Source organism: Streptomyces sp. NPDC111744 (assembly GCF_055634995.1).
This window is the reverse complement of record NZ_JBVKCG010000004.1, coordinates 413,659-438,528: the sequence shown is the minus strand read 5'-3', so window position 1 is coordinate 438,528 and position 24,870 is coordinate 413,659. Positions and strand designations below refer to the sequence as shown.

22 protein-coding genes and 1 pseudogene are annotated in these 24,870 nt (G+C 72.0%); 14 read left to right on the top strand and 9 right to left on the bottom strand.

Going from position 1 to position 24,870, the window contains the following annotated elements; genetic code table 11:
* Positions 1-22: 22 nt before the first annotated feature.
* From ACZ7OO_RS12205 to ACZ7OO_RS12195, 3 genes are all read right to left on the bottom strand, one after another.
* A complete protein-coding gene (locus ACZ7OO_RS12205) occupies positions 23-1,432 on the bottom strand; it encodes an FG-GAP and VCBS repeat-containing protein (protein WP_471504051.1) in 1,410 nt (469 codons plus the stop codon).
* Between the two features lie 95 nt (positions 1,433-1,527).
* Complete coding sequence (locus ACZ7OO_RS12200) at positions 1,528-3,009, bottom strand: FG-GAP and VCBS repeat-containing protein (protein WP_471504049.1); 1,482 nt, start codon at positions 3,007-3,009, stop codon at positions 1,528-1,530.
* Positions 3,010-3,224: 215 nt separating this feature from the next.
* Positions 3,225-3,899: a Type 1 glutamine amidotransferase-like domain-containing protein gene (locus tag ACZ7OO_RS12195; RefSeq protein ID WP_471504047.1), complete on the bottom strand. Its 675-nt coding sequence runs from the start codon at positions 3,897-3,899 to the stop codon at positions 3,225-3,227.
* Between the two features lie 237 nt (positions 3,900-4,136).
* Here ACZ7OO_RS12195 and ACZ7OO_RS12190 point away from each other — a divergent pair, with 237 nt between their 5' ends.
* Positions 4,137-4,466 carry an antibiotic biosynthesis monooxygenase family protein gene (locus ACZ7OO_RS12190; RefSeq protein ID WP_471504045.1) on the top strand — a complete coding sequence of 110 codons (330 nt, stop codon included), beginning with the start codon at positions 4,137-4,139 and terminating at the stop codon, positions 4,464-4,466.
* A gap of 435 nt (positions 4,467-4,901) precedes the next feature.
* Here ACZ7OO_RS12190 and ACZ7OO_RS12185 read toward each other — a convergent pair whose 3' ends face one another.
* From ACZ7OO_RS12185 to sigJ, 4 genes are all read right to left on the bottom strand, one after another.
* The gene (locus tag ACZ7OO_RS12185) at positions 4,902-5,798 is read right to left on the bottom strand and encodes a COG4705 family protein (protein WP_471504043.1); all 897 of its coding nucleotides are present in this window, start codon (positions 5,796-5,798) and stop codon (positions 4,902-4,904) included.
* Positions 5,799-5,945: 147 nt separating this feature from the next.
* Positions 5,946-6,158 (bottom strand): hypothetical protein, encoded by a 213-nt coding sequence (locus tag ACZ7OO_RS12180; protein ID WP_471504041.1) that lies wholly within the window; start codon positions 6,156-6,158, stop codon positions 5,946-5,948.
* Positions 6,159-6,224: 66 nt separating this feature from the next.
* Positions 6,225-7,424 (bottom strand): NAD(P)/FAD-dependent oxidoreductase, encoded by a 1,200-nt coding sequence (locus ACZ7OO_RS12175; protein WP_471504039.1) that lies wholly within the window; start codon positions 7,422-7,424, stop codon positions 6,225-6,227.
* A 111-nt stretch (positions 7,425-7,535) separates the two neighbouring features.
* Positions 7,536-8,480 carry an RNA polymerase sigma factor SigJ gene (gene sigJ, locus ACZ7OO_RS12170; RefSeq protein ID WP_471504037.1) on the bottom strand — a complete coding sequence of 315 codons (945 nt, stop codon included), beginning with the start codon at positions 8,478-8,480 and terminating at the stop codon, positions 7,536-7,538.
* A gap of 215 nt (positions 8,481-8,695) precedes the next feature.
* On the opposite strand from sigJ, the gene ACZ7OO_RS12165 reads away from it, so the two are divergent.
* The 11 genes and pseudogenes from ACZ7OO_RS12165 to ACZ7OO_RS12115 all read left to right on the top strand — a co-directional run.
* Positions 8,696-10,840 (top strand): SpoIIE family protein phosphatase, encoded by a 2,145-nt coding sequence (locus ACZ7OO_RS12165; RefSeq protein ID WP_471504035.1) that lies wholly within the window; start codon positions 8,696-8,698, stop codon positions 10,838-10,840.
* 195 nt (positions 10,841-11,035) lie between these two features.
* Positions 11,036-13,462, top strand: a complete 2,427-nt coding sequence (locus ACZ7OO_RS12160) for a SpoIIE family protein phosphatase (protein WP_471504033.1) — start codon at positions 11,036-11,038, stop codon at positions 13,460-13,462.
* 607 nt (positions 13,463-14,069) lie between these two features.
* Positions 14,070-15,122: a 2-dehydropantoate 2-reductase gene (locus tag ACZ7OO_RS12155; protein WP_471504031.1), complete on the top strand. Its 1,053-nt coding sequence runs from the start codon at positions 14,070-14,072 to the stop codon at positions 15,120-15,122.
* Positions 15,104-15,508 (top strand): alpha/beta fold hydrolase, encoded by a 405-nt coding sequence (locus ACZ7OO_RS12150; RefSeq protein ID WP_471504029.1) that lies wholly within the window; start codon positions 15,104-15,106, stop codon positions 15,506-15,508. Before ACZ7OO_RS12155 ends, ACZ7OO_RS12150 begins: the two co-directional genes overlap by 19 nt.
* The gene (locus ACZ7OO_RS12145) at positions 15,394-15,966 is read left to right on the top strand and encodes an alpha/beta fold hydrolase (protein ID WP_471504027.1); all 573 of its coding nucleotides are present in this window, start codon (positions 15,394-15,396) and stop codon (positions 15,964-15,966) included. The genes ACZ7OO_RS12150 and ACZ7OO_RS12145 overlap by 115 nt, the downstream gene beginning before the upstream one ends.
* 525 nt (positions 15,967-16,491) lie before the next feature.
* Positions 16,492-16,830: a helix-turn-helix domain-containing protein gene (locus tag ACZ7OO_RS12140; RefSeq protein ID WP_471504025.1), complete on the top strand. Its 339-nt coding sequence runs from the start codon at positions 16,492-16,494 to the stop codon at positions 16,828-16,830.
* 232 nt (positions 16,831-17,062) lie between these two features.
* Positions 17,063-17,266: a cold-shock protein gene (locus ACZ7OO_RS12135; RefSeq protein ID WP_031482971.1), complete on the top strand. Its 204-nt coding sequence runs from the start codon at positions 17,063-17,065 to the stop codon at positions 17,264-17,266.
* 179 nt (positions 17,267-17,445) lie between these two features.
* On the top strand, positions 17,446-18,978 hold the full coding sequence (locus tag ACZ7OO_RS12130; protein ID WP_471504023.1) for a DEAD/DEAH box helicase: 1,533 nt from the start codon (positions 17,446-17,448) through the stop codon (positions 18,976-18,978).
* A gap of 220 nt (positions 18,979-19,198) precedes the next feature.
* Positions 19,199-19,486 (top strand): SCO5918 family protein, encoded by a 288-nt coding sequence (locus ACZ7OO_RS12125; protein ID WP_352221538.1) that lies wholly within the window; start codon positions 19,199-19,201, stop codon positions 19,484-19,486.
* 761 nt (positions 19,487-20,247) lie between these two features.
* Positions 20,248-20,400: a hypothetical protein gene (locus ACZ7OO_RS12120; RefSeq protein ID WP_471504277.1), complete on the top strand. Its 153-nt coding sequence runs from the start codon at positions 20,248-20,250 to the stop codon at positions 20,398-20,400.
* Positions 20,378-20,650: pseudogene (locus ACZ7OO_RS12115) on the top strand (prolyl aminopeptidase); the annotation flags it as partial. The gene ACZ7OO_RS12120 and the pseudogene ACZ7OO_RS12115, both read left to right, overlap by 23 nt.
* Before the next feature lie 51 nt (positions 20,651-20,701).
* On the opposite strand, the gene ACZ7OO_RS12110 reads toward ACZ7OO_RS12115, so the two are convergent.
* Entirely contained in the window at positions 20,702-21,583 is an 882-nt protein-coding gene (locus ACZ7OO_RS12110; RefSeq protein ID WP_471504021.1) for an LLM class flavin-dependent oxidoreductase, read from the bottom strand.
* 22 nt (positions 21,584-21,605) lie between these two features.
* Positions 21,606-22,625: an aldo/keto reductase gene (locus tag ACZ7OO_RS12105; protein WP_471504019.1), complete on the bottom strand. Its 1,020-nt coding sequence runs from the start codon at positions 22,623-22,625 to the stop codon at positions 21,606-21,608.
* Between the two features lie 182 nt (positions 22,626-22,807).
* On the opposite strand from ACZ7OO_RS12105, the gene ACZ7OO_RS12100 reads away from it, so the two are divergent.
* Entirely contained in the window at positions 22,808-23,383 is a 576-nt protein-coding gene (locus ACZ7OO_RS12100) for a TetR/AcrR family transcriptional regulator (protein ID WP_471504017.1), read from the top strand.
* A gap of 10 nt (positions 23,384-23,393) precedes the next feature.
* Positions 23,394-24,863 carry an RNA polymerase subunit sigma-70 gene (locus ACZ7OO_RS12095; RefSeq protein WP_471504015.1) on the top strand — a complete coding sequence of 490 codons (1,470 nt, stop codon included), beginning with the start codon at positions 23,394-23,396 and terminating at the stop codon, positions 24,861-24,863.
* Positions 24,864-24,870: the final 7 nt, after the last annotated feature.

The window sequence follows — 24,870 nt, the reverse complement described above, 5'->3', positions numbered from 1 at the left end:
TGACGGATCCGCTGCGGATGCGTCACTGGGTGATGACGGCGCCGAAGTAGCCGTTGCTCTTGAGGCCCATGTCCGCCGCGGTGAACGTCTTGGCGCCGGACGCGGTCAGGCCGGTGGTGGCGCCCTTGAGGACGGTGAAGGCGCCGCGCTGGCCGTCCTCGCCGCCCGCCCCGACGACCAGTTCGGCGCGCCGGTTCTTGTTGAGGTCGATCAGACGGACCGAGCCGCCGAACTCGTCCCAGGTCTCGGCGGTGCCGGGGACGCCGGCGGTGTTCTGGGTGTAGGTCTTGGCGCCCTTGCCGGTCAGGCCGGCGGCGGAGCCGTACAGGATGGTCACGGCGCCCGCGCTCTTCTTGCCGCTCACCCCCTCGCCGGGGACGCCGACCGCGATGTCGGCGTAGCCGTCGCCGTTGACGTCACCGGCGCTCAGGGCGGCCCCGAAGCGGTCGGCGGCCTCGCCCGTGTCGGGTACGCCGCCCGTGTCCTGGTTGATCACGGTGGGCGTCTGCGCCGGGTCGGGGCCGGTGGCGCTGCCGTACCAGACGTAGATCTGGCCGCCCTTGTGGCCGGAGGGCTTGCCGGTGCTCGGGTCCTCGTAGTCGCCGAGGACCAGGTCGCCGTAGCCGTCACCGTTGACGTCGCCGACCGTCGCGGTGGTGCCGTCGGCCTTCGGCAGTTCCTTCCGGACGTACTTGGCGCCGGTGTACGTGAAGTAGCTGATGGAGCCCGCCAGGTCGTCGTCCGTGGAGACCGGGTAGAGCCACTCCGCCGCGCCGTCGCCGTCGAGGTCGCCCGCGGCGACCTCGAACGTCGAGCCGACGTTGGGGGTGAAGCTGCTCGCCGCGCCCCTGCGGGTGAACGGGCCCTTGTAGACGCGGGTGCCCCACGCGCCGGTGACGGTGACGTCCTTCCTGCCGTCGCCGTCGAAGTCGGCGACAGCGACGGTGTGGCCGTAGCCGCCCCAGGTGGGGAGGTCGGCCGGCTGGCTGAGTGTGGTGCCGCCGGACAGGCCGGACCTGCCGCCCCACAGGACGGTCGCCTGACCGACGCCCCTGCGGCTGCCGAAGCTCTCGAACTCGGCGCCGACCACCAGGTCCGTGTAGCCGTCGCCGTCCAGGTCACCGGTGGCCAGGCCGCTGCCGAAACGGTCGCCGTCCTCGGCGGTGTCCGGGACGCCGGCGGTGTTCTGGGTGATCACCGCGCGCTTGGCGGCCGACACCCCGGTGGCCGAGCCGTAGAGCACCACGACCGCACCGGCGGAGTCCGCGGAGCCGACGGCGATGTAGGGGGCTGCGATGGCGACATCGCGGTAGCCGTCGCCGTTGAAGTCACCGGCCAGGCCCGAGGGGGCCGCGGAGGCGGAGGCGACGGGGAGCGCGGTGAGGAGCCCGGTGGTGAGGGCCGTGGCGAGGAGCAGGGTGCGCTTGCGCATGGGGTCCTGTGTCCTTCGGGAGGGGCGGGCCTGTCGGCCGTACGACCGGCAGGCCCGCCCGACTGCCGGGTGGGAAGGGGTACTTGACGCTCGGGTCAGTCGGCGAAGACGGCGCCGAGCTGCGGGGTGCCGGTCGTCGACACGCCCAGCTTGCTTGCGGCGAGGGCACGGGAACCGGTCGTGGTGATCTTCGAGCCGTTGGACGGCAGGTAGGTGACCGCGCCGTCGGCGCCGTTCTCGTACGAGCCGATGACCAGGTCCGCCCTGCCGTCGCCGGTGACGTCGTCGAGCTTGACGTCGGCGCCGAAGAGGTCGTTCTTCTCGTCGTCGCCGGGGACGCCGGCCGTGCTCTGCGCGAAGGACTGGGCGCCGGAGGTGATGTTGATCCCGGTCTTCGAGCCGTAGAAGACGGTGACCTGGCCGGTGTTGGTGTTCTTGCCGATGTCCTCGTTCGGGGTGGAGACGGCCAGGTCGGCGTAGCCGTCGCCGTTGATGTCGCCGAGGTCGAGGTCCCAGCCGAAGCCGTCGCCCTTCTCGGAGGTGCCGGGGACGTTCGCGGAGTTCTGGTTGAACATGGTGGCCTTGGCCGGGCCGGAGGCGGAGCCGTAGGTGACGGCCACCCGGCCGCCGTTGGCGGAGTCCGGGACGGCGGCGCCGTCGTCGGTGGTGGTGTCCCATGAGGCACCGCTGACGATGTCGCCGAAGCCGTCGCCGTTGATGTCACCGACACCGGTGACGATGCCGTTCTTCAGCGCCTTGGCGCCGGTCGCGGTCAGGCCCCTGGAGGTGCCCGGCAGCCAGTAGTTGGTGTTCCAGTGCCGCGAGGTCTTCGTCTCGTAGCCGTCGACGATCAGGTCGGTGCGGCCGTCGCCGTTGACATCACCGGCGGTGAGGTTCATCGGGCCGTACGGGTCCTTGTCGGTGCCCGGCTCGATCGGCGGCTTGACGGTGTAACGGCCGCCGGGCGTGCCGTTGCTCGCGATTCCGCCCTTGAACACCCACAGGGTGGCCGCCGAGCTGCCGACGGCCAGATCGGCCTTGCCGTCCCCGTCGAAGTCACCGGCGGCGAGGTTCAGCCCCCAGTAGTCGTGGCCGCTCGGGGAGGGGTCCTTGAGGTCCACGCCCTTGCCGGTGAGGCCGCTCTTGGAGCCCCACAGGAGGGTGACCGTACCGCCGTTGGTGTCGCTGCCGACCTTCTCGTACGGGGAGGAGACGGCGAGGTCGTCGTAGCCGTCGGCGTTGAAGTCGGCGTACGCCAGTTCGTAGCCGAAGGCGTCGCCGGCCTCGGCGGTGCCGGGGACACCGGCGCTGTTCTGGCTGAGGGTGGTGCGCTTGGCGGTGGTGACGCCGGAGGCGGAGCCGTAGAGGGCGACGACCTGCCCGGCGTCCTTGTGGCCGCTGACGTAGGCGGTGGCCGCGGAGGTGGCGATGTCGCCGATACCGTCGCCGTTGAAGTCGGCGCGCGCGACCTTGAAGGAGTCCGCGGCCGTGGCCGAGGCCGCCGAGAACGTGAGCAGACCGCCCGTCAGCGCGGCAGCGGTGGCCGTCGCGAGGGCGAGTCGCGGGAACGTGTGCATGCGGGTTGTCTCCTGCGGCATGCGGGGGCCGTCCGCACCCGGCGGACGGCCGGAGTCAATGGTGTCCGGCGATCAGAAGACCCGCGTCAAGAGGTAAGGGTTGTACGTGGGTTGGATGAATTTCTTTGAGGCTGCTGTGGCATGGTCGAACACCCCAGGGATGAACCCGTCGGCGCAGCCAGGAGCGACGTACGGAACGGGAAGGTCGTCGGCGTTCATTGTGCCGGGTTGAGCTGCTTCCAGTGCCCCTCGGAGACGACCTCGACGCCGCCGTCGGTCACCTTGATGGCGGTCTGTGCGTCGATGGCGTACGCCGGACCCTGTATCCCGGCGGCCCACCGTTCCGCCTCGGCCATGGTGTTCTCCGGACAGTCCGGGCTGTCGAGGTGCGGGAAGATGGAGAAATCGACGACTCCCAGTGCGCTGTCGTCACCGGTGGGCGGCTTCCAGCCGATGAATTCCTCCCCGATACGCGGAGTCAGGACCATGCTCCCGGCACTGAGCCCTACGTAGACCGTGTCGCGCAGCGACGGGAAGAGGCCGGCCAGTCCGGACTCCCGCATCCAGTGGCACAGGTACAGCGCGTCGCCGCCGTTCACCAGCAGGGCGTCTGCCTCTCGGACCCAGGAGACCCAGCGTTCGTTGTCGATGCCGGGCAGCGCGGTGAGCTCCAGCACGCCCACCGACTTCCACCCCAACTCGGTCATGGGGCTGGGGGACCGTCCGCTGATGAAACGCCATGGCCCGCCCGGTTCCCCGTACTTGCCCCCGTACCCCGCGGTCGGGATGCAGAGGGCGCCGGCCTCGGCGATCGGTTTGCCCAGGAGATCGACCAGCGCCGCCCGCATGCTTGCGTTCCTGACACCGGAGTCGGTAAGGAGAAGCTTCATCACGCCCCCGCGCTGATTGCACAGTGAAATTAATTGAGCGACGTCAACACAACCGAGTTGCGAAGTAGTTTCACAGTTCGATGGCTGACGTGGGAGACCCGGTGCACCGGTCGGCAGGCCCGATCAACCTGGCGGTCGAGGTGCCGCTGTGGCGAAAGGATGACGAGGTCACCGTCGAGGAAGCGGGCTGGCTGGTCGCTCACGCCCTCCTGATCACCCTTGCGGCAGGATGGGCTCATGAGCGTAGTCAAGATCAACGTACTGACCGTGCCGGCCGAGCAGCGGGAAACGCTGGAGAAGCGGTTCGCCTCCCGGGCCCACGCGGTGGAGAGCTCCGACGGATTCGAGTGGTTCGAGCTTCTCCGGCCGGTGGAAGGCACTGACAGCTACCTCGTCTACACGCGGTGGCGCGACGAGGAGTCCTTCCAGGCGTGGATGGAGGGGCCCATGAAGGCGGCGCACCAGGGCGGCGATTCGGAGCGTGACGAAAAGCCGAAGCCGGCCGCCACGGGGTCGACCCTGTGGTCCTTCGAGGTGGTCCAGCAGGCTGCACCCAAGAACTCCTGAGTGATGTAAGCCCTCCGCTGGGGCGCGATGGGACACGGCAGGGTCCGCACCGGCATCCCGTCCGCGACGACCTGCATCACCGGACCGTCGAGCCGAGCCTCACGCGTTGCCCGGCCAGCGGAACTCCGACGGTGATCTGCTGTCCGGCAGGGCCCACCACCCCGGAGGCATTCACCGTGCGGGCCACCTCGATCGGGCATCGGGCCGCCGGCGGACCCGCACAACCGTTGGTTCCCTTTGCGCTCACGCGCAGACTGGAGCGGCCGGGGCCTCGACCATGTAGTTCATCGGCAGCTCTGACGCGCCTCACAGCACGTGCAGGTGAATCCGAGATCACCGGCTGGTCATGGCCACATCAAGATCACAGACCCCGCCGCGCCATCGGGGACGAGGTCTCCTTTGATCCCGAGTACCGTTCCGGGGCCCGGTTCAAGGTCAGCCTGCCCACTCGCTGACGGGCTCGGGCTGGGCTTGTGCGGCGAGAGCCTTGCGCTCGCGTCGGTGGGCGTAGGCCATCATGCCGAGGAGAACCGCGAGGAGGACGGCGGAAGATCCCAAGGTGCCGAGGTTCAGGCCGCCCTTGGCTACGGGTTTGGTGAGGAAGTCACCCGCGGTGGCGCCGAGAGGACGGGTGAGGACGAAGCCGATCCAGAACAGCGCCACGTTCGGCACTGCGGGCACCTTCATCAGCACGACGAGCACCAGGAGCAGCCCGGTCACCAGGAGCGCGGCGCCGGCGTAGCCGAGGCCGGAACTGTCGGACAGGAAGTCACCCATGGAGGTGCCGAGCGTGTTGGACACGAGGATCGCTGACCAGAACAGGACCTCGCCACGGAAGGTGACGATGTCGCGGATCTGGAACGTCATCCCGCTCAGCTTCCAGACCAGGAAGATCGACAGGAGCATCGAGATGAGGATCGCGGCCCCGGTGGGGTAGCCCATCCCGAGCCCTTGCGGTCCCCACCCCAGGGAAGTCGCGCCCGACGACAGGTACTTGGCGCTGGCGTCGCGGTTCATGAAGTCGGACATCGTGGTCCCGGCCATGCTGGTCGACAGGATCACCGTCCAGTAGAAGAACGGGTTGTAGCGATTGGACCGCAGCTGGACCACCAGGGTGACCACGAAGATCCCGAACAGGGCGATCGTGGTGAGGAAGTAGCCCAGCTTCAACGTCTGCGCGAAGAGGTCGCCTGCCGTCTCCCCGAGAGTCGTCGCGGCGATCTTCATGATCCAGAACGCCAGGGTGACCTCAGGAAGTTTCTTCACCACAGATTTCGTCGTGCTCGCCACACGCGGTGCGTCGAAGTCGGTGGTGGTCTCCGGTTCACCCATCTGCACGCTCCTGTTCGTCCGACGGCAGAGCGCCCACCCCGGCTCTCGGTCGAGCACTCCGTTGAACTGAGCTGCCCCGAAACGGGCGCTATTGTGACAACCGTGACATATCGAACCTGAAATCTGCCTGAATGCCTGCTGGCCGAGTCAGGCCGTGCTGGCGACGCCCTGTGCGTCGTCCTCCGTCCGGAAGAGCGGGGTCAGCCTCGTCCGAACCGGCTTGCGCCGCCCGACTGCCGGGCTGACCAACACCGCCGTGAGTGTCTGCTCTGGCAGGGTGAGCCCCGCCCGGGTCTCCGCCACCTGCCAGGCCGGGTGATGGATCAGGTAGTCCACGCCGTGTCCCGGTATCCGCAGCACGTACGGATCATGGCACGGGCCTGCGGAGCGGCCGGTGAGTCGCGGCTCCCCGGCGCCCGGGGCGGGTCAGGCCGGGGTGGTGGTCTTCTCCGGTGTCCGGGGCGGCTTCGCGACCGCGCGGCGGGTGCGGGTCGGGAGGCCGAGTGTCGGGTTGGCCACGGCCCAGGCCGCGCCCTTGCAGACCAGTTCCTTGTAGAGGGCTGCGGTGCGTCCGGTCAGCGTCGCCCCTACGGCGCGGTCGTCCGCCGTGACGTACTGGATCAGGCCTTGCCCGCGGCCCAGCGAGATGCACTGGTTGAAGTAGCGGAGCGGGACCTTCGGGAGCTTTCCGCCGGTCAGGCGGGCTGCGATGGTGTCGGCTGCCTGCCACGCCATCGGGGCGCCGGTGGCGCACGACATCCGCAGCGGCTTGTCGCCGGGGCCCGTCGCCATCGCCGCGTCGCCGACGGCGTACACGTCCGGGTGCGAGACCGACCGCATGGTCCCGTCGACCACGATCCGGCCGGAGCCGGTGACCTCCAGCGTGGTGGCCCGCGCGAGGGGGTGCACGGTGAAGCCGGTGGTCCACACCGTGACCACCGCTGGGATCGTCCCGCCTTCGGCGGTGGTGACCCGGTCGGCCGCCACGGCGGTGACGGCGGTGTGCTCGTGCACGGTGATGCCGAGCCCGTCGACGACCTTCCGCAGGTGCCGGCGGCCCTTGGGCGAGAGCCGGTCGCCGAGGCCGCCGCGGGCGGCGAGGGCGACGGCGAGGTCCGGGCGGGCCTCGGCGATCTCGGTTGCGGCCTCCAGGCCGGTGAGCCCGCCGCCGACCACGAGCACCGGCTGTCCGGCCGTCAGGGCGGCGAGGCGCCCGCGCAGCCGGAGCGCCCCGGGGCGGCTCGCGATCTCATGGGCGTGCTCGGCGGTGCCGGGTACGCCCTGGTCGTTCCAGGCGCTGCCGAGGGCGTACACGAGGGTGTCGTACTGCAGCATCTCCTCGGCGCCGCCCGCTTCGACCGTGGTGACCGTCTTCCGGTCGGCGTCCACGGCGGTGACCCTCGCGAGCCTCAACTCCACGCCCGTGCCCGCGAACATCTCGGCGAGGGGCCGGCCCCTGAGGTCCTGGCCGGTCGCGAGCTGGTGCATCCGGACGCGTTCGACGAAGTCGGGTTCGGCGTTGACGAGGGTGATGGCGGCGTCTTCGCGGTGCAGCCGCCTGGCGAGACGGCCGGCGGCGATGGCTCCGGAGTATCCGGCTCCGAGGACGACGATGCGGTGCTGCATGTCCGTGCTCCTGTCAGCGGGCTCTGTCAGCGGGTCGCCCCTTGAACCGGACGGCCCACCGTTTCCTGACAGGAACGCGGAGTGAAGCAGCTCACAGCAGATGCCGTGAAGTCAGAAGAGGCGGAGCAACGGCTCGCCGTGGTCGGTGGCCGCCCACCGTCTGGTCGCGCGTTCGAGCTTGTCGGGGTTGACCTGGTTACGGAACGCGGCGATGCCCTCGGGAGTGATCTCCAGGCACACGACGCCGAAGACCCGGCCGTCGACGACCGCCACCAGGGCGGGGCCGCCGTTGGCGGTCGTGGCGTAGAGCTCGACCGGGCCGCCGGCCAGGGCGCGCTGGGCCGGGCCCGGTTTGAACAGGCCCCGCATGAACGTCGCGACCGCGAGGGCGCCCTCGAACGCCTTGGCGCGGGCCGGCACCTTCCCACCGCCGTCGCCGACCGCGACCGCGTCCTGGGTGAGCAGCCGGACCAGCGGCTCGGTCCGGCCGCTGGTGGCGGCCACGAGGAACTCCTCGATGATCCGCCGGGCGGCGGCCTCGTCGACCTCGGCGCGCGCCTTGCCGGCCGCGACATGCTTTTTGGCCCGGTGGAAGGTCTGCTGGCTGGCGGCCTCGGTGATGTCGAGGATGCGGGCGATCTCCCGATGCGGGTAGTCGAAGGCCTCCCGCAGCACGTACACCGCGCGCTCGCCGGGTGTGAGCCGCTCCAGCAGGGTCAGGACGGCGTACGACACGGACTCGCGCCGTTCGGCGGTGTCGGCCGGGCCGAGCATCGGGTCCCCGGCGAGCAGCGGCTCGGGGAGCCACTGGCCCACGTAGGTCTCGCGCCGCGCGCGGGCCGAGGTGAGCTGGTTGAGGCACAGGTTGGTGAGGACCTTCGTCAGCCATGCCTCGGGGACCTCGATACGGCCGGTGTCGGCGGCCTGCCAGCGCAGATACGTCTCCTGAACGGCGTCCTCGGCCTCGCTCGCGGAACCGAGGAGGCGGTAGGCGAGGGCCGCCAGCCGGGGCCTGGCCGCCTCGAACCGGTCAACCTCGCTCATGGTCTGCGCCATGGCCCGGATCCTAGCCCGCACGGTGCACGGCGGCCGCGGCCCCGCCCGCCTCCGGCCGACGACCCGGGCCGCTAGTGCCGTAAGGAGGTAGGCCGGAAGGAGCTAGGCGTGAAGGAGGTATACGCATATTGTCGCGAATGCGTGGTACGCGTCACCCACCGCGGGGGACGGTACGGCGCGTGCCTCCCACGGCACAGGACCGGAGGACGACCGTCATGGGGCACCGTGCCCGGCCCAGGGGTGAGCTGCCGGTCGACGACGCCCTGGGCGTGGCGCTGGCCGGCATGGTGCGCCGGACGGGGGCGGCGATCGGCGGGGTGTATCTCATCGAGGAGCCGGCCGCGCTGCTGCGCCTGGTGGCGCTGTGCGGACTGCCCGTCGGCTTCACCGCCCCGTGGCAGCGGCTGGCGCTGACCGCCCCCGTCCCGGTGGCCGACGCGATCCGCGAGGACCACCTCGTCTGGGTCGGCGGCCAGGAGGAGATGGTGCGCCACTATCCGCGTGCGGCGGCCGTCCTGCCGTACCCCTTCGCGCTCGCCGCGGTGCCGTTGCGCGGGGTGCGCCGCTGCTGGGGCGGGGTCGTGCTGATGTGGCCCGCCGACCATCCGCCCCGGGCCACGGCCCGCGAACGGCAGCACATCACCGCGAGCGCCCGCCGCCTGACCCGGCTCCTGGACGACTCGCCGGTACCGCCCGGCCTCCCCGACCGGCCCCGGGTCGTACCCGTGGAGGTCCCGCGCCATCCCGACCAGACCGGGCTGGCCGCCGCCGACTACCTGGACCGTCTCCCGGAGGGGGCCGTGGCCCTCGACCTGGAGGGCCGTGTCACGTTCGTGTCCGCCGCGGCCGCCCGGCTGCTCGGCCGGGAGCCGGACCTGCTGCTGGGCACCCGGCCCTGGCAGTCCCTGCCGTGGCTGGACGACCTGCGCTACGAGGAGCGGTACCGCATGGCGGTCGTCAGCCGCGCGCCGGTGTCCTTCAGCGCACGCCGCCCCCCGGACCGGTGGCTGACCTTCCATCTGCACCCCGACCACAGCGGCATCAGCGTGCGTATCACCCCCGGGGCGGAGACGGCGGCCGCGCCGCCCGCCGGCACGGAGCCGGCTCCTACCACGCCCGGCCGCCTCTACCAGCTGATCCACCTGGCGGCCGCGCTCACCGAGACGGTGACCACCCAGGACCTCGTCGCTCTGATCGCCGACCAGATCCTGCCGGCGTTCGGCGCCCAGGGGCTGGTGCTCAGCATCGCCGAGGCGGGCCGGCTGCGGATCGCCGGGCAGCACGGCTACCCCGCCGACGCCGTCGAGCGCCTCGACGCCCTCCCCCTCGACACCGGCCTCACCCCGGCCGGCCGGGTCCTTGCAAGCGGCGTCCCGGCCTACTTCGGCAGCCCCGCCGAACTGGCCCACAGCCACCCCCGCGCCCCGCAGATCAGCGGAAAGCAGGCGTGGGCCTTCCTGCCCCTGGTCATCTCGGGACGCCCGGTGGGCTGCTGCATCCTCTCCTACGACCGCCCCCACGCCTTCACCGCCGACGAACGCGCCGTGCTCAACCCGCTGTCCGGCCTGCTGGCCCAGGCCCTGGACCGGGCCCGCCTGTACGACACCCAGCACCACCTCGTCCACCAGCTCCAGCAGGCGCTGCTGCCCCGCGGCCTGCCCGCCCTGCCCGGCCTCGACGTCGCCGCCCGCTATCTGCCGGCCGGGCACGGCATCGACGTCGGCGGCGACTTCTACGACCTGCTGCGCCTCGACGCCACCAACGCGGCGGCCGTCATCGGTGACGTGGAGGGCCACAGCATGGCCGCGGCCGCCCTGATGGGGCAGGTCCGCACCGCGATCCACGCACACGCCACCGCCGGAGCCACCCCGGACCAGGTCATCGCCCGCACCAACCGGCTGCTCGCCGATCTCTCCTCCGACCTCCTCGTGACCTGCCTCTACGCCCACCTGGACCTCGTCCGCCAGGAACTGACCCTGGCCAGTGCCGGCCACGCACCGCCCCTGCTGCGCCCCGCGCCCGGCCGGGCCCACCCGCTCGACCTCGCCCCCGGACCGCCCCTGGGCGTCGATCCACGCGCCCGCTACCCGGTCACCCGGGCCGCGGTCCCGGCCGGCGCCGTCCTGGCCCTCTACACCGACGGTCTGATCGAACGCCCCGGCACCGACGTCGTGCACGCCACCGCCGACCTCGCCGCCCACCTCGCGCGCGCCGGCGTCGACGACCTTGAACACCTCATCGACAGCCTCGTCCACCACGCCTGGCCGGCCGGCGGCCACACCGACGACGTGGCCGTGCTGCTCCTGCGGACGGCGGGGACGGGCGAGGGAGTCAGGCTCAGCCGTGGCCGTGCGTCGTAGTCGTGGTCCCGGCGCGGGTGGCCGTCTCGGCGGCGCGGTTCCTGGCGTGAGCGGCCTCGTCGGCGTGGCCGCCACCGTCCAGCTCGCCCTGCGCACCCTGCCCCCGGCGTCGGTTGAAGGGCGCACGGTGGGGCGGAATGCTGGGAGCGGATGCGGGCACCCGGACAGCCGGGAACCCGGGCATCCGGAGGCACCATGCAGGGACGCGTAACGGAGGACCTGACGGTCGTACCGGATGACCTCGCGGTCGTCGTCGACGCCGACGGGGCGGTCCTGGTGTGGAGCGCCGGTGCCCAGCAGCTGCTCGGGTACCAACCCGCCGAGATCGTCGGCCGTCCCGCCCGGAACCTGCTCGCCGCCGACCTGCCCGCCTCCGCGCGCCGCCACATCGCCAAGGGGCACCGCTGGTCCACCGAGGTTGCGCTGCGGCATCGCAACGCCGACCGGATCCTCGTACGCCTCCAGGGCACCCCCCTCGCGGACGCGGGCGCCAGGCCGCTCTGGCTGGTGACCGGTGCCGCGCGGACGGCCGTGTCCGGGCGGGACCAGCCGGGGGCCGCGGCCCTGTGGGACCTCACGCTCGCCCAGCTGCCCATGCCGGTGGCGATCTACGACCGCGAGGCCCGGCTGGTCGCCGCCAACGAGGCCATGACGCGGATCATGGGCCTGCCCGTGGCGGAGATGCGGGGCCTGACCCTGCGGGAGATCGAGCCCGGCTGTCACTTCGACGAGTACGACCGCCTCCAGCGGCAGGTCCTGCGCACCGGGCGGACGGTCTTCCACGAGCAGCACGGCCAGGCGCCCGGGGAGACCCGGGAGCATTCCTGGTCGATGTACTTGTCCCCGCTGAAGGACGAGTCCGGCACGGTGCAGGGCCTGTCCACGACCGTCTTCGACACCACGGAGCAGTACTGGGCCCGCCGCCACCTGGCCATCCTCAACGACGCCAGCGTGCGCATCGGCAGCACCCTGGACGTGACCCGGACCGCCGAGGAGCTGGCCGAGGCGGCCGTGGGCGGGTTCGCGGACTACGTCACCGTCGACCTGCTGGAGTCCGTCGCCCTGGGCGACGAGCCGGGACCGCTGCCGCCGAACGAGCCGGTCACCGTACGCCGTACCGCACAGCGCTCGGTCCTGCCGGGCTGCCCGGAGAAGGCGGCCGACCCCGGCGACGCGCTCCGCTACCCAGTGGACACGCCCCCGATGAGGACCCTGCTCGCCGGCCACGGCACCCGCCACCAGCCGGGCGACCCCGGCATGCCGGAGTGGATCGGAGCCTCCAAGGCCCGCGCCGACTCCGTCGCCCGGTACCAGATCCACTCGATGCTGATGGTCCCCCTGCGGGCCCGCGGCGTCACCCTCGGCCTCGTGCACTTCCTCAGGCACCGCACACCCGAGCCCTTCACCGAGGACGACCAGCGGCTCGCGGAGGAGATCGTCGCCCGGGCCGCGGTGAGCGTGGACAACGCCCGCCGCTACACCCGGGAGCGCCGCACGGCACTCGCTCTCCAGCGCAGCCTGCTGCCCGGCCGGCCGCCGCCCGGCCTCGAGGCGGCCGAGGTGGCCTACCGCTATCTCCCCACGGGTTCCGGCGGGGATGTCGGCGGCGACTGGTTCGACGTGATCCAGCTGTCCGGCGCCCGGGTCGCCCTGGTCGTCGGTGACGTCGTCGGCCACGGCATCCGCGCCTCGGCGACGATGGGCCGCCTGCGTACGGCGGTGCGGACGCTCGCGGACGTCGACCTCGCTCCCGACGAACTGCTCACCCAGCTGGACGACCTCGTCATCAGGCTCGCCCGGGAGGAGGACCCGGAGGCCACTTCGGGGGACGTCGGCGCGACCTGCCTCTACGCCGTGTACGACCCGGTGTCCCGCCGCTGCACCCTGGCCCGCGCCGGCCATCCGCCGCCCGCCCTGGTCACCCCCGGCGGCGACGTCCGCCTCCTGGACCTCCCGGCCGGCCCGCCGCTCGGCCTCGGCGGCCTGCCCTTCGAGTCCACCGAGGTGGAACTGGCGGAGGGCAGCCTGCTCGCCCTCTACACCGACGGCCTGGTGGAGACGGCCGACCACGACATAGAGGTGGGCCTTGCCCTCCTCCGCCGGGCCCTCGCCACCCCGGCCGCGCCCCTGGAGGAGACCTGTGACCGCGTCCTGCACACGGTCCTGACCGACCGCCCGGCCGACGACATCGTCCTCCTCCTCGCCCGCACCCACGCCCTGGACACCACCAAGGTCCGCACCTGGCAGCTCCCCCAGCACCCGGCGGCGGTCGCCGGGGCCCGCAAGATGGCGGGCGAACAACTGGAGGCCTGGGGCCTGACGGGCGCGGCCTTCGCCACGGAGCTGATCGTCAGCGAGCTGGTCACCAACGCGGTCCGCTACGGCGACGGCCCGATCGCCCTCCGTCTGATCCGCGACGCGTCCCTGATCTGCGAGGTCTCCGACGGCAACAGCACGGCCCCGCATCTGCGCCGGGCCCGGGTCTACGACGAGGGCGGCCGGGGCCTGCTCCTGGTCGCCCAGCTCGCGGAACGCTGGGGCAGCCGCCAGACGCCGACCGGCAAGACGATCTGGGCGGAACAGCCGCTGTCCGCCTCAGCGCTCGCGCGCTGGGCTTCGTGATCACCTTCGCCTTCCGGGTCGAGACCCGCGGCCGCTCCCTCGACGAACTGTCCGGCGCGCAGGCGGCCGCGGTCGCTCCGCGGGTGACGCCGCCGTGAGCCGGCCGGCTGTTCGCCGGCCACCTCCCCGTGACGCGGCCCTTAAGCGGGCCGCGGGATTCGCAGGGGGCGGTGTGCGCGCCGGGCGCGCGGCCAGTTCCAGGAGTTCGTCGACCGACCACTGGTCGTAGCCGTGCTCGCCGTGCTCGGCGGCGAGGACCTGGCCGCCGGGGGCGATGAGGAAGTCGGCGGGAAGGCCGAGCCGGCCGCCGTGCGGTTCTCGGCTGCGGACATGATGTGCTGCTCACCTGACGGAAACTGACGGTGGATCAGGGGCGGACGTGTACATCAGACCGCGAGGGCGGCATGGGCGGCGGGGAGAAACGCCGTCTGCCGGTACGGCGGGCACGACCCCGGAGTCCGGCCCGACGGCGGCCGAGGAGATCCGGACCAGGGTGGCGGCCCTGGGGGACGAGGTGCCGCGCCCCGGATCGCCGCCGGGTGACGCCGTCGCCAAGTGGGCGTGAACGTGAGTACGGTTGATCGTGAGCCTTCCGCAGGAGCCATCCATGCCCCCCGCCCCCGTGCGCCTCGTGCCCAAGCCCCGCTTCGCCGTTCTCGGTGCCGGCACCATCGGCTGTCATCTCGGCGGCCATCTCGCCGCCGCCGGGTACGACGTGACGCTCATCGGCAGGCCCGCCGCCATGGACGTGCTGCGCGAGCGGGGACTCACCCTCAGCACCTCCGTCCGGCCCCCAGTCCAACTGGCGCCGGAGCAGCTGACGTTGGCCACCGGCCCGGAGGCCGCGGCCGGCGCCGACCGTGTGCTGGTCACCGTGAAGACCGCCGGTACCGAGGCCGCCGCCAAGGACCTCGCCGCCCATCTCGCTCCCGGCGCGGTCGTGGTGAGCTTCCAGAACGGGCTGCACAACCCGGCCACCCTGCGCGCCGCGCTCCCCGGACACACCGTGCTGACCGGGATGGTGCCGTACAACGTGGTGCAGTCGGAGCCGGGCACCGTGCACCAGGGCATGGCCGGCAGGCTCATGACCGAGCCGGACGACACGCTCGTCGCCGCCTTCCGCGAGGCGCACCTGGCCATCGAGGCCCGCACCGACATGTCCGAGGTGCAGCACGCCAAGCTGCTGATGAACCTCAACAACGCGATCAACGCCCTTTCCGGGCTGCCGTTGCGCGACCAGCTCGGCGAGCGTGCCTACCGCCGTTGCCTCGCCCTGTGCCAGCGGGAGGCCCTCGCCGTCTACCGCGCCGCCGGGGTCGTCCCCGCCCGTCTCGGCCCCACCGCGCCCGCCGTCACCCCGTACGTCCTCGGGCTGCCCGACGGTCTCTTCCGGCGGCTGGCGGGGGCGACCCTCCGGATCGACGCCCACGCCCGCTCCTCGATGTGGGAGGACCTGCAACGCGGCCGGTCCACGGAGATCGACTCCCTTCAGGGCGAGATCGTCGCCCTGGCCACCGCACACGGACTGAAGGCACCCGCGAACGCGCGTCTGGCCGACCTGGTGCGCGAGGCGGAGACCACGCCGCGCACCTGGCCGGGCCCGGAGCTGTACGCCGAACTGCGCGCGGCACGACGAAAGGCGTGGGCGACCCCGCGATGAACCTCACCGACTGGATCGCCGGCGGCTCCGAGGCCGAGCTGAGGGTCCACCACGTATTCGTCCGCCAAGACGGTCAGGACGGTACGGACAGACCCGTGACCCTCGTCCACGGCTTCCCCACCTCCTCCCACGACTGGGCGCCGACCGTCCCGCACCTGGTCGCGGCCGGATGCCGGGTGACCACCCTCGACCTGCTCGGGTTCGGGCAGAGCGACAAGCCGCGCCGCCACCGGTACTCCGTCCACGAGCAGGCCGATCTGGTCCAGGCCCTTTGGAAGCGGCTGGCATCGGCCGAACCGCCCTGGTCGCCCACGACTACGGCGTCTCGGTCGCCCAGGAGCTGCTGGCCCGTGACCCCGCCCGCATCATCCGCGCCGCCTTCCTGAACGGCGGCCTCTACCCCGACCTCCACCGCCCGATCCCGGTCCAGCGCCTCCTGCACAGCCGTGTCGGCCCGCTGCTGGCCCGGTTCACCGACGAGAAGAGGTTCACGGCCGGCCTGCGCGGCGTACTGGCCCGACCCGTCCCGGACGAACTGCTGCACGAGATGTGGACGGCCATCGCCCGCCAGAACGGCCACCGCCTGGCCCCCCGTCTGCTCCGCTACATCGACGACCGCCGTGTCCACGGCCCACGTTGGACGGGCGCCCTCGAACAGTACGACGGGCCCCTTCTGTTCGTCTGGGGCCCCGAGGACCCCGTCAGCGGAGCCCACGTCCTGGACCGCCTCCGCGAGCGCTGCCCCCGCGCCGCGTTCACCGTCCTGGACGGGGTCGGCCACTACCCGCAGCTCGAAGCACCCGAGGAGACGGCGAGGGCCCTGGCCTCGTTCCTCGCTGACTAGGGACGGGGCCTGGCTCCGCTGCGCCACGGGGACTGATCGCCGCGCCGTGCCCGGGGAGACCGACGAGGCGGTCGGCGGCCTCGCCCCGGCCAACGGACGGCCGACGCGAGCGGGTCCTGAAGCCGCGTCGGACGACCGCCGTCACCGTTGGCGCCCTCGGCAGCGAACCCGCCGCTGCACGGACCCGCCCTCGCGGCCTCGCCGGTCGCCGCCGCGCTGGTGCGGGACGCGGCCCGGACCCCGGCGGTGGACCCCGGCGGCCGTGCCCCTGACGGCCCTGATCGCCGCGACCCGGTGAAGGTGACGGCCTGGGCGGTACGCCGAACGGGCTGATCATGCCGACACTCACGCCGGCCACGCACGACGCGCGCGGGCTCAGCGGCGAACGGAAATCTGTCACGGCGGAGGCAAATCTCCATGGCTGTCGGCGTTAGGGTTTCCGTGCGACGCGCATGGTGCCGAATCCTTCGGAGAGCGGTGCCAGGCCCGCCCGGGTCCCCGCCGCGTCCCCGAAACGAAGGTGTCATGCCCGCTGAGAACGGCCCTGCCGCCGGCAACCTCGACGATGACGACTCCCCCGCCCACACCATGGGACGGGCCGCCGCCGTTCTCGGCACCACTCCCGCCTTCCTGCGGTCCGTCGGCGAGACGGGGCTGATCGCTCCCCTGCGTTCGGAAGGTGGTCACCGCCGGTACTCCCGCCGTCAACTGCGCATCGTCGCGCGCGCCCGGGAGCTGGTCGACCAGGGCACCCCCGTCGAGGCCGCGTGCCGGATCATCTCCCTGGAGAACCAGCTTGAGGACGCCCTCCGGCTGAACCGGGAGACAAGCCGGAAGCTCGACGGACACGGCGCGAATATCTAGTCCCGCCAGCACAGAAATACAGAGTACGGCGACACTAGAATTACCGTGCGGTACCAAATACACATGGCCGCTCACAGCCCACCTGTGTTAGCGTGGTAGCAGTTGCAGTTTTGGTTGCCAGAGAAATTTTTTCTTTGTAAAGCTTTCCGGATCTTTCCGGAGGGGTGATCATCGCGGCGACTCGGCTTCGTAAAGTGCGGAGTCCGGCACTGCCCCTCAAGGGAGATTCAATATGGCATCTGGCACCGTGAAGTGGTTCAACGCGGAAAAGGGCTTCGGCTTCATCGAGCAGGAGGGTGGCGGCCCCGACGTCTTCGCCCACTACTCGAACATCGCCACCCAGGGCTTCCGCGAGCTTCAGGAAGGCCAGAAGGTGACCTTCGACGTCACGCAGGGCCAGAAGGGCCCGCAGGCCGAGAACATCGTTCCCGCCTGACGCTGACGCGAACCGACGCGAGCCACGTGCTCGCGCGTCTTGAGGCTGGGGCCCGCGCTCTTGGGGTGCGGGCCCCAGCTTTTCTCTTTTTTTCTCCGGCTCATTCTTGTGATTCCTCGTGCGGTCACCCGTCCGCCGGCCGGAATTCCTCGATACGCCGCATCGAGGAAGGTTCCTTCTTGAACCGCACCCGCCGCACCGGCGGCAGTTCCGGCCGCCACCGCACGGACCGCACCACCACACACTCGGCAGGCTCCACCCCCGGCAGCCGCTTTCGTACCCAGGGATCTGGCCACCAGGGCCCCCGTCAGGGCACCGGCACCGGCCGCAAGAGCGGCCAGGACGCACGCTCCGCCCCGCGCCGCCAGGAGTTCGCCCTGCCGGTCACCCTCACCGAACCACTGCCCGCCGTCGAGACGTTCGCCGAACTGGACATGCCCGAACGGCTGCTGACCGCCCTCCGCACCGAAGGCGTGACCGTCCCGTTCCCCATCCAGGCGGCCACCCTGCCGAACGCGCTGGCCGGCCGGGACGTCCTGGGCCGGGGCCGCACCGGCTCCGGCAAGACGCTCGCCTTCGGCCTGCCGCTGCTGGCCCGCCTCGACGGGCAGCGCGCCCAGCCCAAGCAGCCGCTCGCCCTCATCCTCGTCCCCACCCGGGAACTGGCCCAGCAGGTCACCGACGCCCTCACCCCCTACGCCCGCGCCCTGCGGCTGCGGCTCGCCACCGTGGTGGGCGGCATGTCGATCGGCCGCCAGGTGAGTGACCTGCGCGCCGGCGCCGAAGTCGTGGTCGCGACCCCCGGCCGCCTCCGGGACCTCATCGAGCGGGGCGCCTGCCGGGTGGACCAGGTCGACATCACCGTCCTGGACGAGGCCGACCAGATGGCCGACATGGGCTTCATGCCCCAGGTGACCGCGCTGCTCGACCAAATCCCCTCCCACGGCCAGCGCTTGCTGTTCTCGGCCACCCTGGACCGGAACATCGACCTCCTGGTGCGCCGCTACCTCCACGACCCCGTCGTGCACTCGGTCGACCCGTCCGCGGGCGCGGTCACCACCATGGAGCACCACCTGCTGCATGTGCGGGACACCGAGAAGGAGACCGCCGCCACCGAGATCGCCGCCCGTGACGGACGCGTCCTGATGTTCCTGGACACCAAGCACGCGGTGGACCGGCTCGCCAAGCGCCTGCTCGCCGTCGGTGTGCGGGCCTCGGCCCTGCACGGTGGCAAGTCCCAGTCGCAGCGCACCCGGACCCTCGCCCAGTTCAAGGACGGCCACGTCACGGTCCTCGTGGCCACCAACGTCGCCGCCCGCGGCATCCACGTCGACGGCCTCGACCTCGTCGTCAACGTCGACCCGCCCGCCGACCACAAGGACTACCTGCACCGCGGCGGCCGTACCGCCCGCGCCGGCGAGACCGGCACCGTCGTCACCCTCGTCCTGCCGCACCAGCGGCGCGCCGTGGACCGCCTGATGACGGACGCCGGGGTCACCGCGAGTGCCGTCCAGGTCCGGCCCGGTGAGGCCGAGCTGCAGCGCATCACCGGCGCCCGCACCCCCTCGGGCGTACCCGTCACCATCGCCGCACCGGCCGCCGACACACCGCGCGAGGGCACGCGATCCTCCGGTCGTGGACGGGGCCGTGGTCGCGGAGGCCGGTCGTCCGCCGCGCGAACACGCCGTAGCACCTCAAGGACCGACTCGTAGCCGAAGGAGAACCGGACTCACAGCCGGAGCACGGGGATGCGTTCCCGGCGGACAGACCGAGCCCACGCCCGTCCCGTCCGCCCCGACGCCGGACCGCACCCCGGACGTGTCCAACGTGATCGACGAACACGGACACCCCGGGCGTTCTCGCCCTGACCCTGACCGCCGTCCGACCCCCCCGTCCCGCCGCGTCCCGCGGTCGCCCCCCGAGGAGGCATCCATGCGCGTTGTCATCGCCCGTTTCCCCTTCGACCTCACCAAGAGCGAGGTCGAGCAGTCAATGAGCAGCCACACGCCCGAACCCGTCACCGGCGTGGGTGTGACCATCGACGGCCGTGTCTACCCCGTGATGCAGGTCGGGGAAGTGATCACCCGGCAGAACCGCCGTGACTTCACCACGCTCGAGATGCGCCGGGCACTGACCCGGCTGGGCTTCACCTGCCATGACCCCCGCCCGGTCGCCCCGCCCCGGGAGGCGCGAGCCGACGAGGACGCCCTCGGCTGGTGACGCCTTCCGGGTGACCGCGAGTAGTGGGCGCTTCGCGGGTTGGAAAGCCGGAGATGTGGCACCCGGCTCTTGAGCGGGCCGGACACGCATACCGCGTCCGGTAGGGCAACGGTTCAGCAAAGAGCCGCACACCGCACGGGCCCGGCACGGCCCGCTCAGCCGGTTGTCGCCGCGGGGTTGCCCGGCGACAACCGGTACGACACGCGTGCCGAACGGCCGGCGAAGCAGGCCCGGGGGACGGCCGTGAAGCGGGTCCGGCGAACGGCTGGCGGAACAGGCCGGGGAACGGCCGGTGCACCGGGCCCGGCGAACGGCTGGCGGAACAGGCCGGTGCAGCAGGCCGGGGAACGGCCGGTGCAGCGGGCCCCGCGAACGGCTGGCGGAACAGGCCGGGGAACGGCCGGTGCACCGGGCCCCGCGAACGGCCGGTGCAGCAGGCCGGGGAACGGCCGGTGCAGCGGGCCCCGCGAACGGCCGGCGGAACAGGCCGGGGAACGGCCGGTGCACCGGGCCCCGCGAACGGCCGGCGGAACAGGCCGGGGAACTGCCGGTGAAGCGGGCCCCGCGAACGGCCGGCGGAACAACCCTGGCGGCGCCGATGGCACCCGTGGCGCCTGGCCTTGCGTCTCCTCTCCTCCCGTCCTCTCCCCCCGTCTGTGGCGACGAAGGCCCGGGCCGGCATCCCGGGCTCCCCCGATATTCCCCGGCCAACTCCGTCAAGGAGTAAGGCTGTTCCCAGCAGCCTTGGAGGGGAGATCACCATGCCCGAGCAGTTCCCGCCCATCGAGCCGTACGCACATGGGCTCCTCGATGTCGGTGACGGCCAGCGGATCTACTGGGAGGTCAACGGCACCCCGGAGGGAAAGCCCGCCCTGTGCGTGCACGGCGGTCCCGGCGCACTACTTCGCCCATGACGCCTGGCTGGAGGACGGCCAACTGCTGCGGGACGCCGATCGGTTGACCGGGATCCCTGGGGTGCTGATCCACGGCCGGCTCGACCTGGGCAGCCCGCTCAAGACCGCGTGGGAACTGGCCAGGGCCTGGCCGGACGCCGAACTGAAGGTGATCGACGACTCGGGCCACACCGGCAGCCCCGCGATGCACGAGGCGGTCCTGACGGCGGTCGCACGGTTCGGTGAGAGGGACCATAGGGGCGAGGGGTGAGGGTGACCCGGCGACCGGTAACCGGAGCTGGGCCGCCTTGCCCGTGGGTGGTCAGGCCTCCTTGCTGATGATTTCGTCTGCCACCCAGCGGGCGACTCCCTCCGGATACGGCGCCGGCAGGCCCAGGACTATGTGCCGGAAGCCGGCGTTCAGCGCCTCTGCGATCGCGGCCCGGGTCGTCTCCGGGTGGTCGTAGGAGACGGAGAGGTGGATGGAGCGGGTGATCTCGGCGGGGTCGCGGCCGATCTCTGTGCAGTAGCGGTCGAGGAGGGCACTGCGGCGGACGCAGTCCTCGATGTCGCCGCCCGGGATGTTCCAGAGGTCGGCGTGTTCGGCGGTCACCCGGAGGGTCGCCGCCGAGCGGCCGCCGATCAGGATCGGAGGGTGGGGGCGCTGGACGGGTTTGGGGTTGGCGAAGGCGCCGGTGAGCTGGTGGTGGGTGCCGTGGAAGTCGAAGGGTTCGGCGGCCGTCCACAGGCGGCGGATCAGGGCGCAGGCCTCGGCGAGGCTCTCGACGGCCTGCGCGGGCGGGGTGAAGGGCAGGCCGTGCGCCGGATACTCACGGCGGGCCTCGGGCGGATGCGGCCGTGAGCCGACGCCGATACCGAAGTCGAGCCGGCCGCCGGAGACGACGTCCACGGTCGTGGCGATCTTCGCCAGTATCGCGGGCGGCCGGAAACGGTTGCTGGTCACCAGGAGGCCGAGGCGCAGGCGTCGCGTCTGGGCGGCCAGGGCGGACAGCAGCGTCCAGCCCTCGTAGATCGGCCCGTCGGGATCGCCGCCGATCGGCATGAGGTGGTCGAACAGCCACGCGTGCTCGATCCGGGGGATCGCGTCCGCCTCCCGCCAGACCCGCAGGAGGTCGTCGTACGACACCTGCATGGGAGCGGTCATGATCCCGAAACGGGGTGGGGTCGTGGTCGTGGATGCCATGGAGCGGCCTTTCTGCCGCGGGTCAGCGGCGGCGCAGTGCCGGGTCGAGCAGGGCGGGCGTGGTGTCGAGCTTCTCGTGGGCGGCCAGGTCGGTGCCGGGGGCGACGATCGCGTCGATCGCGTCGAGGACATCGGCGGAGAGCACGGTGTCGGCGGCGGCGAGCTGGGAGTTCAGGTGGTCCTGGGTGCGGGGGCCGATGAGGGCGCTGGTGACGGCGGGGTGCGCGGTGACGAAGCCGAGCGCGAGCTGGATCAGGGTCAGCCCGGCTTCCTCGGCGACGGCGGCCAGCCGCTCCACGGCGTCGAGCCGGGCCTGGTTGGCGGGCAGGGTGAGGTCGAAACGGTCGGGAAGGAGCTTGGACCGGCTGGTGGTGATGGACCGGCCCTTGCGCACGGCGCCCGAGAGCCAGCCCGAGGCCAGCGGGCTCCACACCAGCACACCCATCCCGTACTCCTCCGTCACCGGCAGCACATGGGACTCGACACCGCGCTGGAGGAGGGAGTAGCTGGGCTGTTCGGTGACGTAACGGCTCAAGTGGTGCTCGCGCGCCACCCACTGGCCCTGCACGATCCGGTACGCCGGGAAGGTGGAGGAGCCGAAGTAGCGGATCTTCCCGGCGCGTTGCAGATCTGTCAGCGCCGACAGGGTCTCCTCGTCGCTCGTGGTCGGGTCCCAGCGGTGTATCTGGTAGAGGTCCACATGGTCGACGCCGAGCCGGCGCAGGCTGTTCTCCAGCTCGGTGACCAGCCACCGCCGTGAACCGCCGCGGTGATTGCGCTCGTCGCCCATCGGCAGGCCCGCCTTCGTGGCCAGCACGATGTCGTCACGGCGGCCGGCGATCGCCTTGCCGACCATCTCCTCCGACTCGCCCCCGCCGTACATGTCGGCGGTGTCGATCAGGTTGATCCCGGCGTCCAGGGCGGCGTCGACGATCGCGGTCGCCTCCTCCTGCGTGGTCCGGCCGACCGCGCCGAAGTTCATCGCGCCGAGCGCGAGCGCGCTGACCTGCACACCGGTACGGCCCATGGTGCGGTACTGCATGACCGAGTCTCCTCACATGACGTACATGACGTAAGTGGCATACATGGCATAGGTGGCATATATGACGCACAGACAAACGGGACCTCGTCCCGTTTCATGTCTCCGACGATACGGAACGACGTCCCGTTTAGCAACGCCCCGATAGGGTGAGAGCGGAGGAAGCACACGATGAGGGACGCACGATGAAGGACGAGGAGCAGGCGGTCCGACCCCGCCGGGCGGACGCCCGGCGCAACGAGATGACCCTGCTGGAAGCGGCCGCGGCGGCGTTCGTCGCGTCGGGCGTGGAGGCACCGGTACGCGACATCGCGGCCCGGGCGGGCGTCGGCACGGCGACGATCTACCGGCACTTCCCGACCCGCGCGGATCTGATCATCGCCGTCTACCGGCACCAGGTGGAGGCCTGCGTCGAGGCGGGCCCGGCCCTGCTGGCCACCGCCCCGAGCCCGTACGACGCGCTGCGCCGGTGGATCGACCTCTTCGTGGACTTCCTGGTCACCAAGCACGGGCTCGCCGCGGCCCTGCGCTCCGACCAGGCGGGCTTCGACACCCTCCACGCCTACTTCCTGGAACGTCTGGTCCCCGTCTGCGCCCGGCTCCTCGATGCGGCGAACGAGTCCGGCGAGATCCACACCGACCTGGCCGCCCTCGACCTGATGCACGGCGTGGGCAACCTCTGCATCGGCGCGGACCACGACCCCGGCTACGACGCCCGCCGTCTGGTCGGCCTTCTCGTCACGGGGCTGGGCCGGACATAAGGTGCCCGGCATGAGAGGCAGTTGCGAAGTCTGCGGCAACCCGATCGAGAGCGGCGGCGGCCCCGGCCGTACCGCGTCGTACTGCTCCCAGGCCTGCCGCCAGCGGGCCTACCGCGAACGGCGGCGGGCGGGCGGCTCGCCACCGGCCAGGCAGCTGCTCTCGGACCTCGGGGACCGGCTGGGCCGGGTGCGGCTGGCGCCCGGGACCGCGTTCCACGCGGATGTGGAGGGCCTCACCACCCGCTTCGCGCAGCTACGACGGCTCGCGCGGGAGGCGGGACAGGAACCGGGCCCTGCCCGGCAGACGGGCCAGGAGCCCGGCCTCGCCCGGCAGGCGGGAAAGGCGCGCGGCCGGGACGCCGTCGGAGGCGCCGGCGCGGAAAGCGTCACCGGAGCCGACGCGAAAACCGTCGCGGAAACCGGCACGCCCCCCACCCAGGGAAACGTCACACCCACCGCCCCCGAAAACGTCACACCCGTCGCCGTGACGAAATCTGACGACACCGACTTCACCGCCCTCGTCGAAGGCCACCGGCGCGAGCTGCGGGTGCACTGCTACCGGATGCTCGGGTCGTACGACGAGGCCGAGGACCTCACCCAGGAGACGTTTCTGCGGGCCTGGCGGGCCAAGGAGACCCTGGACGGCGTCGACAACACCCGTGCCTGGCTGTACCGGATCGCCACCAACCTGTGCCTGGACTTCCTGCGCAGGCAGGACCGGCGCCCGGTCCCCTACGAACCCGTGCCGGGAATGGACTCGGGCGACGGTCCGCCGCCGCCCCGTATGCCCTGGCTGCAGCCTTTCCCCGACGACCAGTTGCCCGAACCGACCGCGCCGCAGCACGAGCCCGACGAGCAGGCCGTGGCCGGCGAGACCCTCGAACTGCTCTTCCTCACCGCCATCCAGCACCTCCCGCCCCGCCAGCGGGCCGCGGTGATCCTGCGCGATGTCGCCGGCTGGTCGGCGCAGGAGACCGCCGACCTGCTGGGCGCGAGCGTGGCCTCGGCCAACAGCGCGGTACAGCGCGGCCGTTCGGCTCTGCGGGAGGCGCTGCCGGGCCGCCGGGAGGACTGGGCGGCCCCGGCCACGGCACCCAGCGCCACGGACATGGCCCTGCTGCAGCGCTACATGGACGCCGCCGCCCGAGCCGACATCGACGCCATGGTCGACCTCGTCCGCGAGGACGCGGTGCTCACCATGCCGCCGAACCCCTACTGGTTCACCTCCCGCGACGCGCTCTTCGGCTTCGTACGCCCCAACCTCGACCCCGCGTCCCCGATGTTCGCCGGCCACTGGCGCCACCTGCCCGTACGCGCCAACGGCCAGCCCGCCGTGGCCGGTTACCTGCAACGCCCCGGGACCAGTGTCTTCCGGGCCCAGCTCATCGACGTACTGCGGATCGAGGACGGCCGGATCGCCGAGATCACCACCTTCGAGCCCCACCTCTTCCCGGCCTTCGGACTGCCGATGACTCTCTGACCGATGA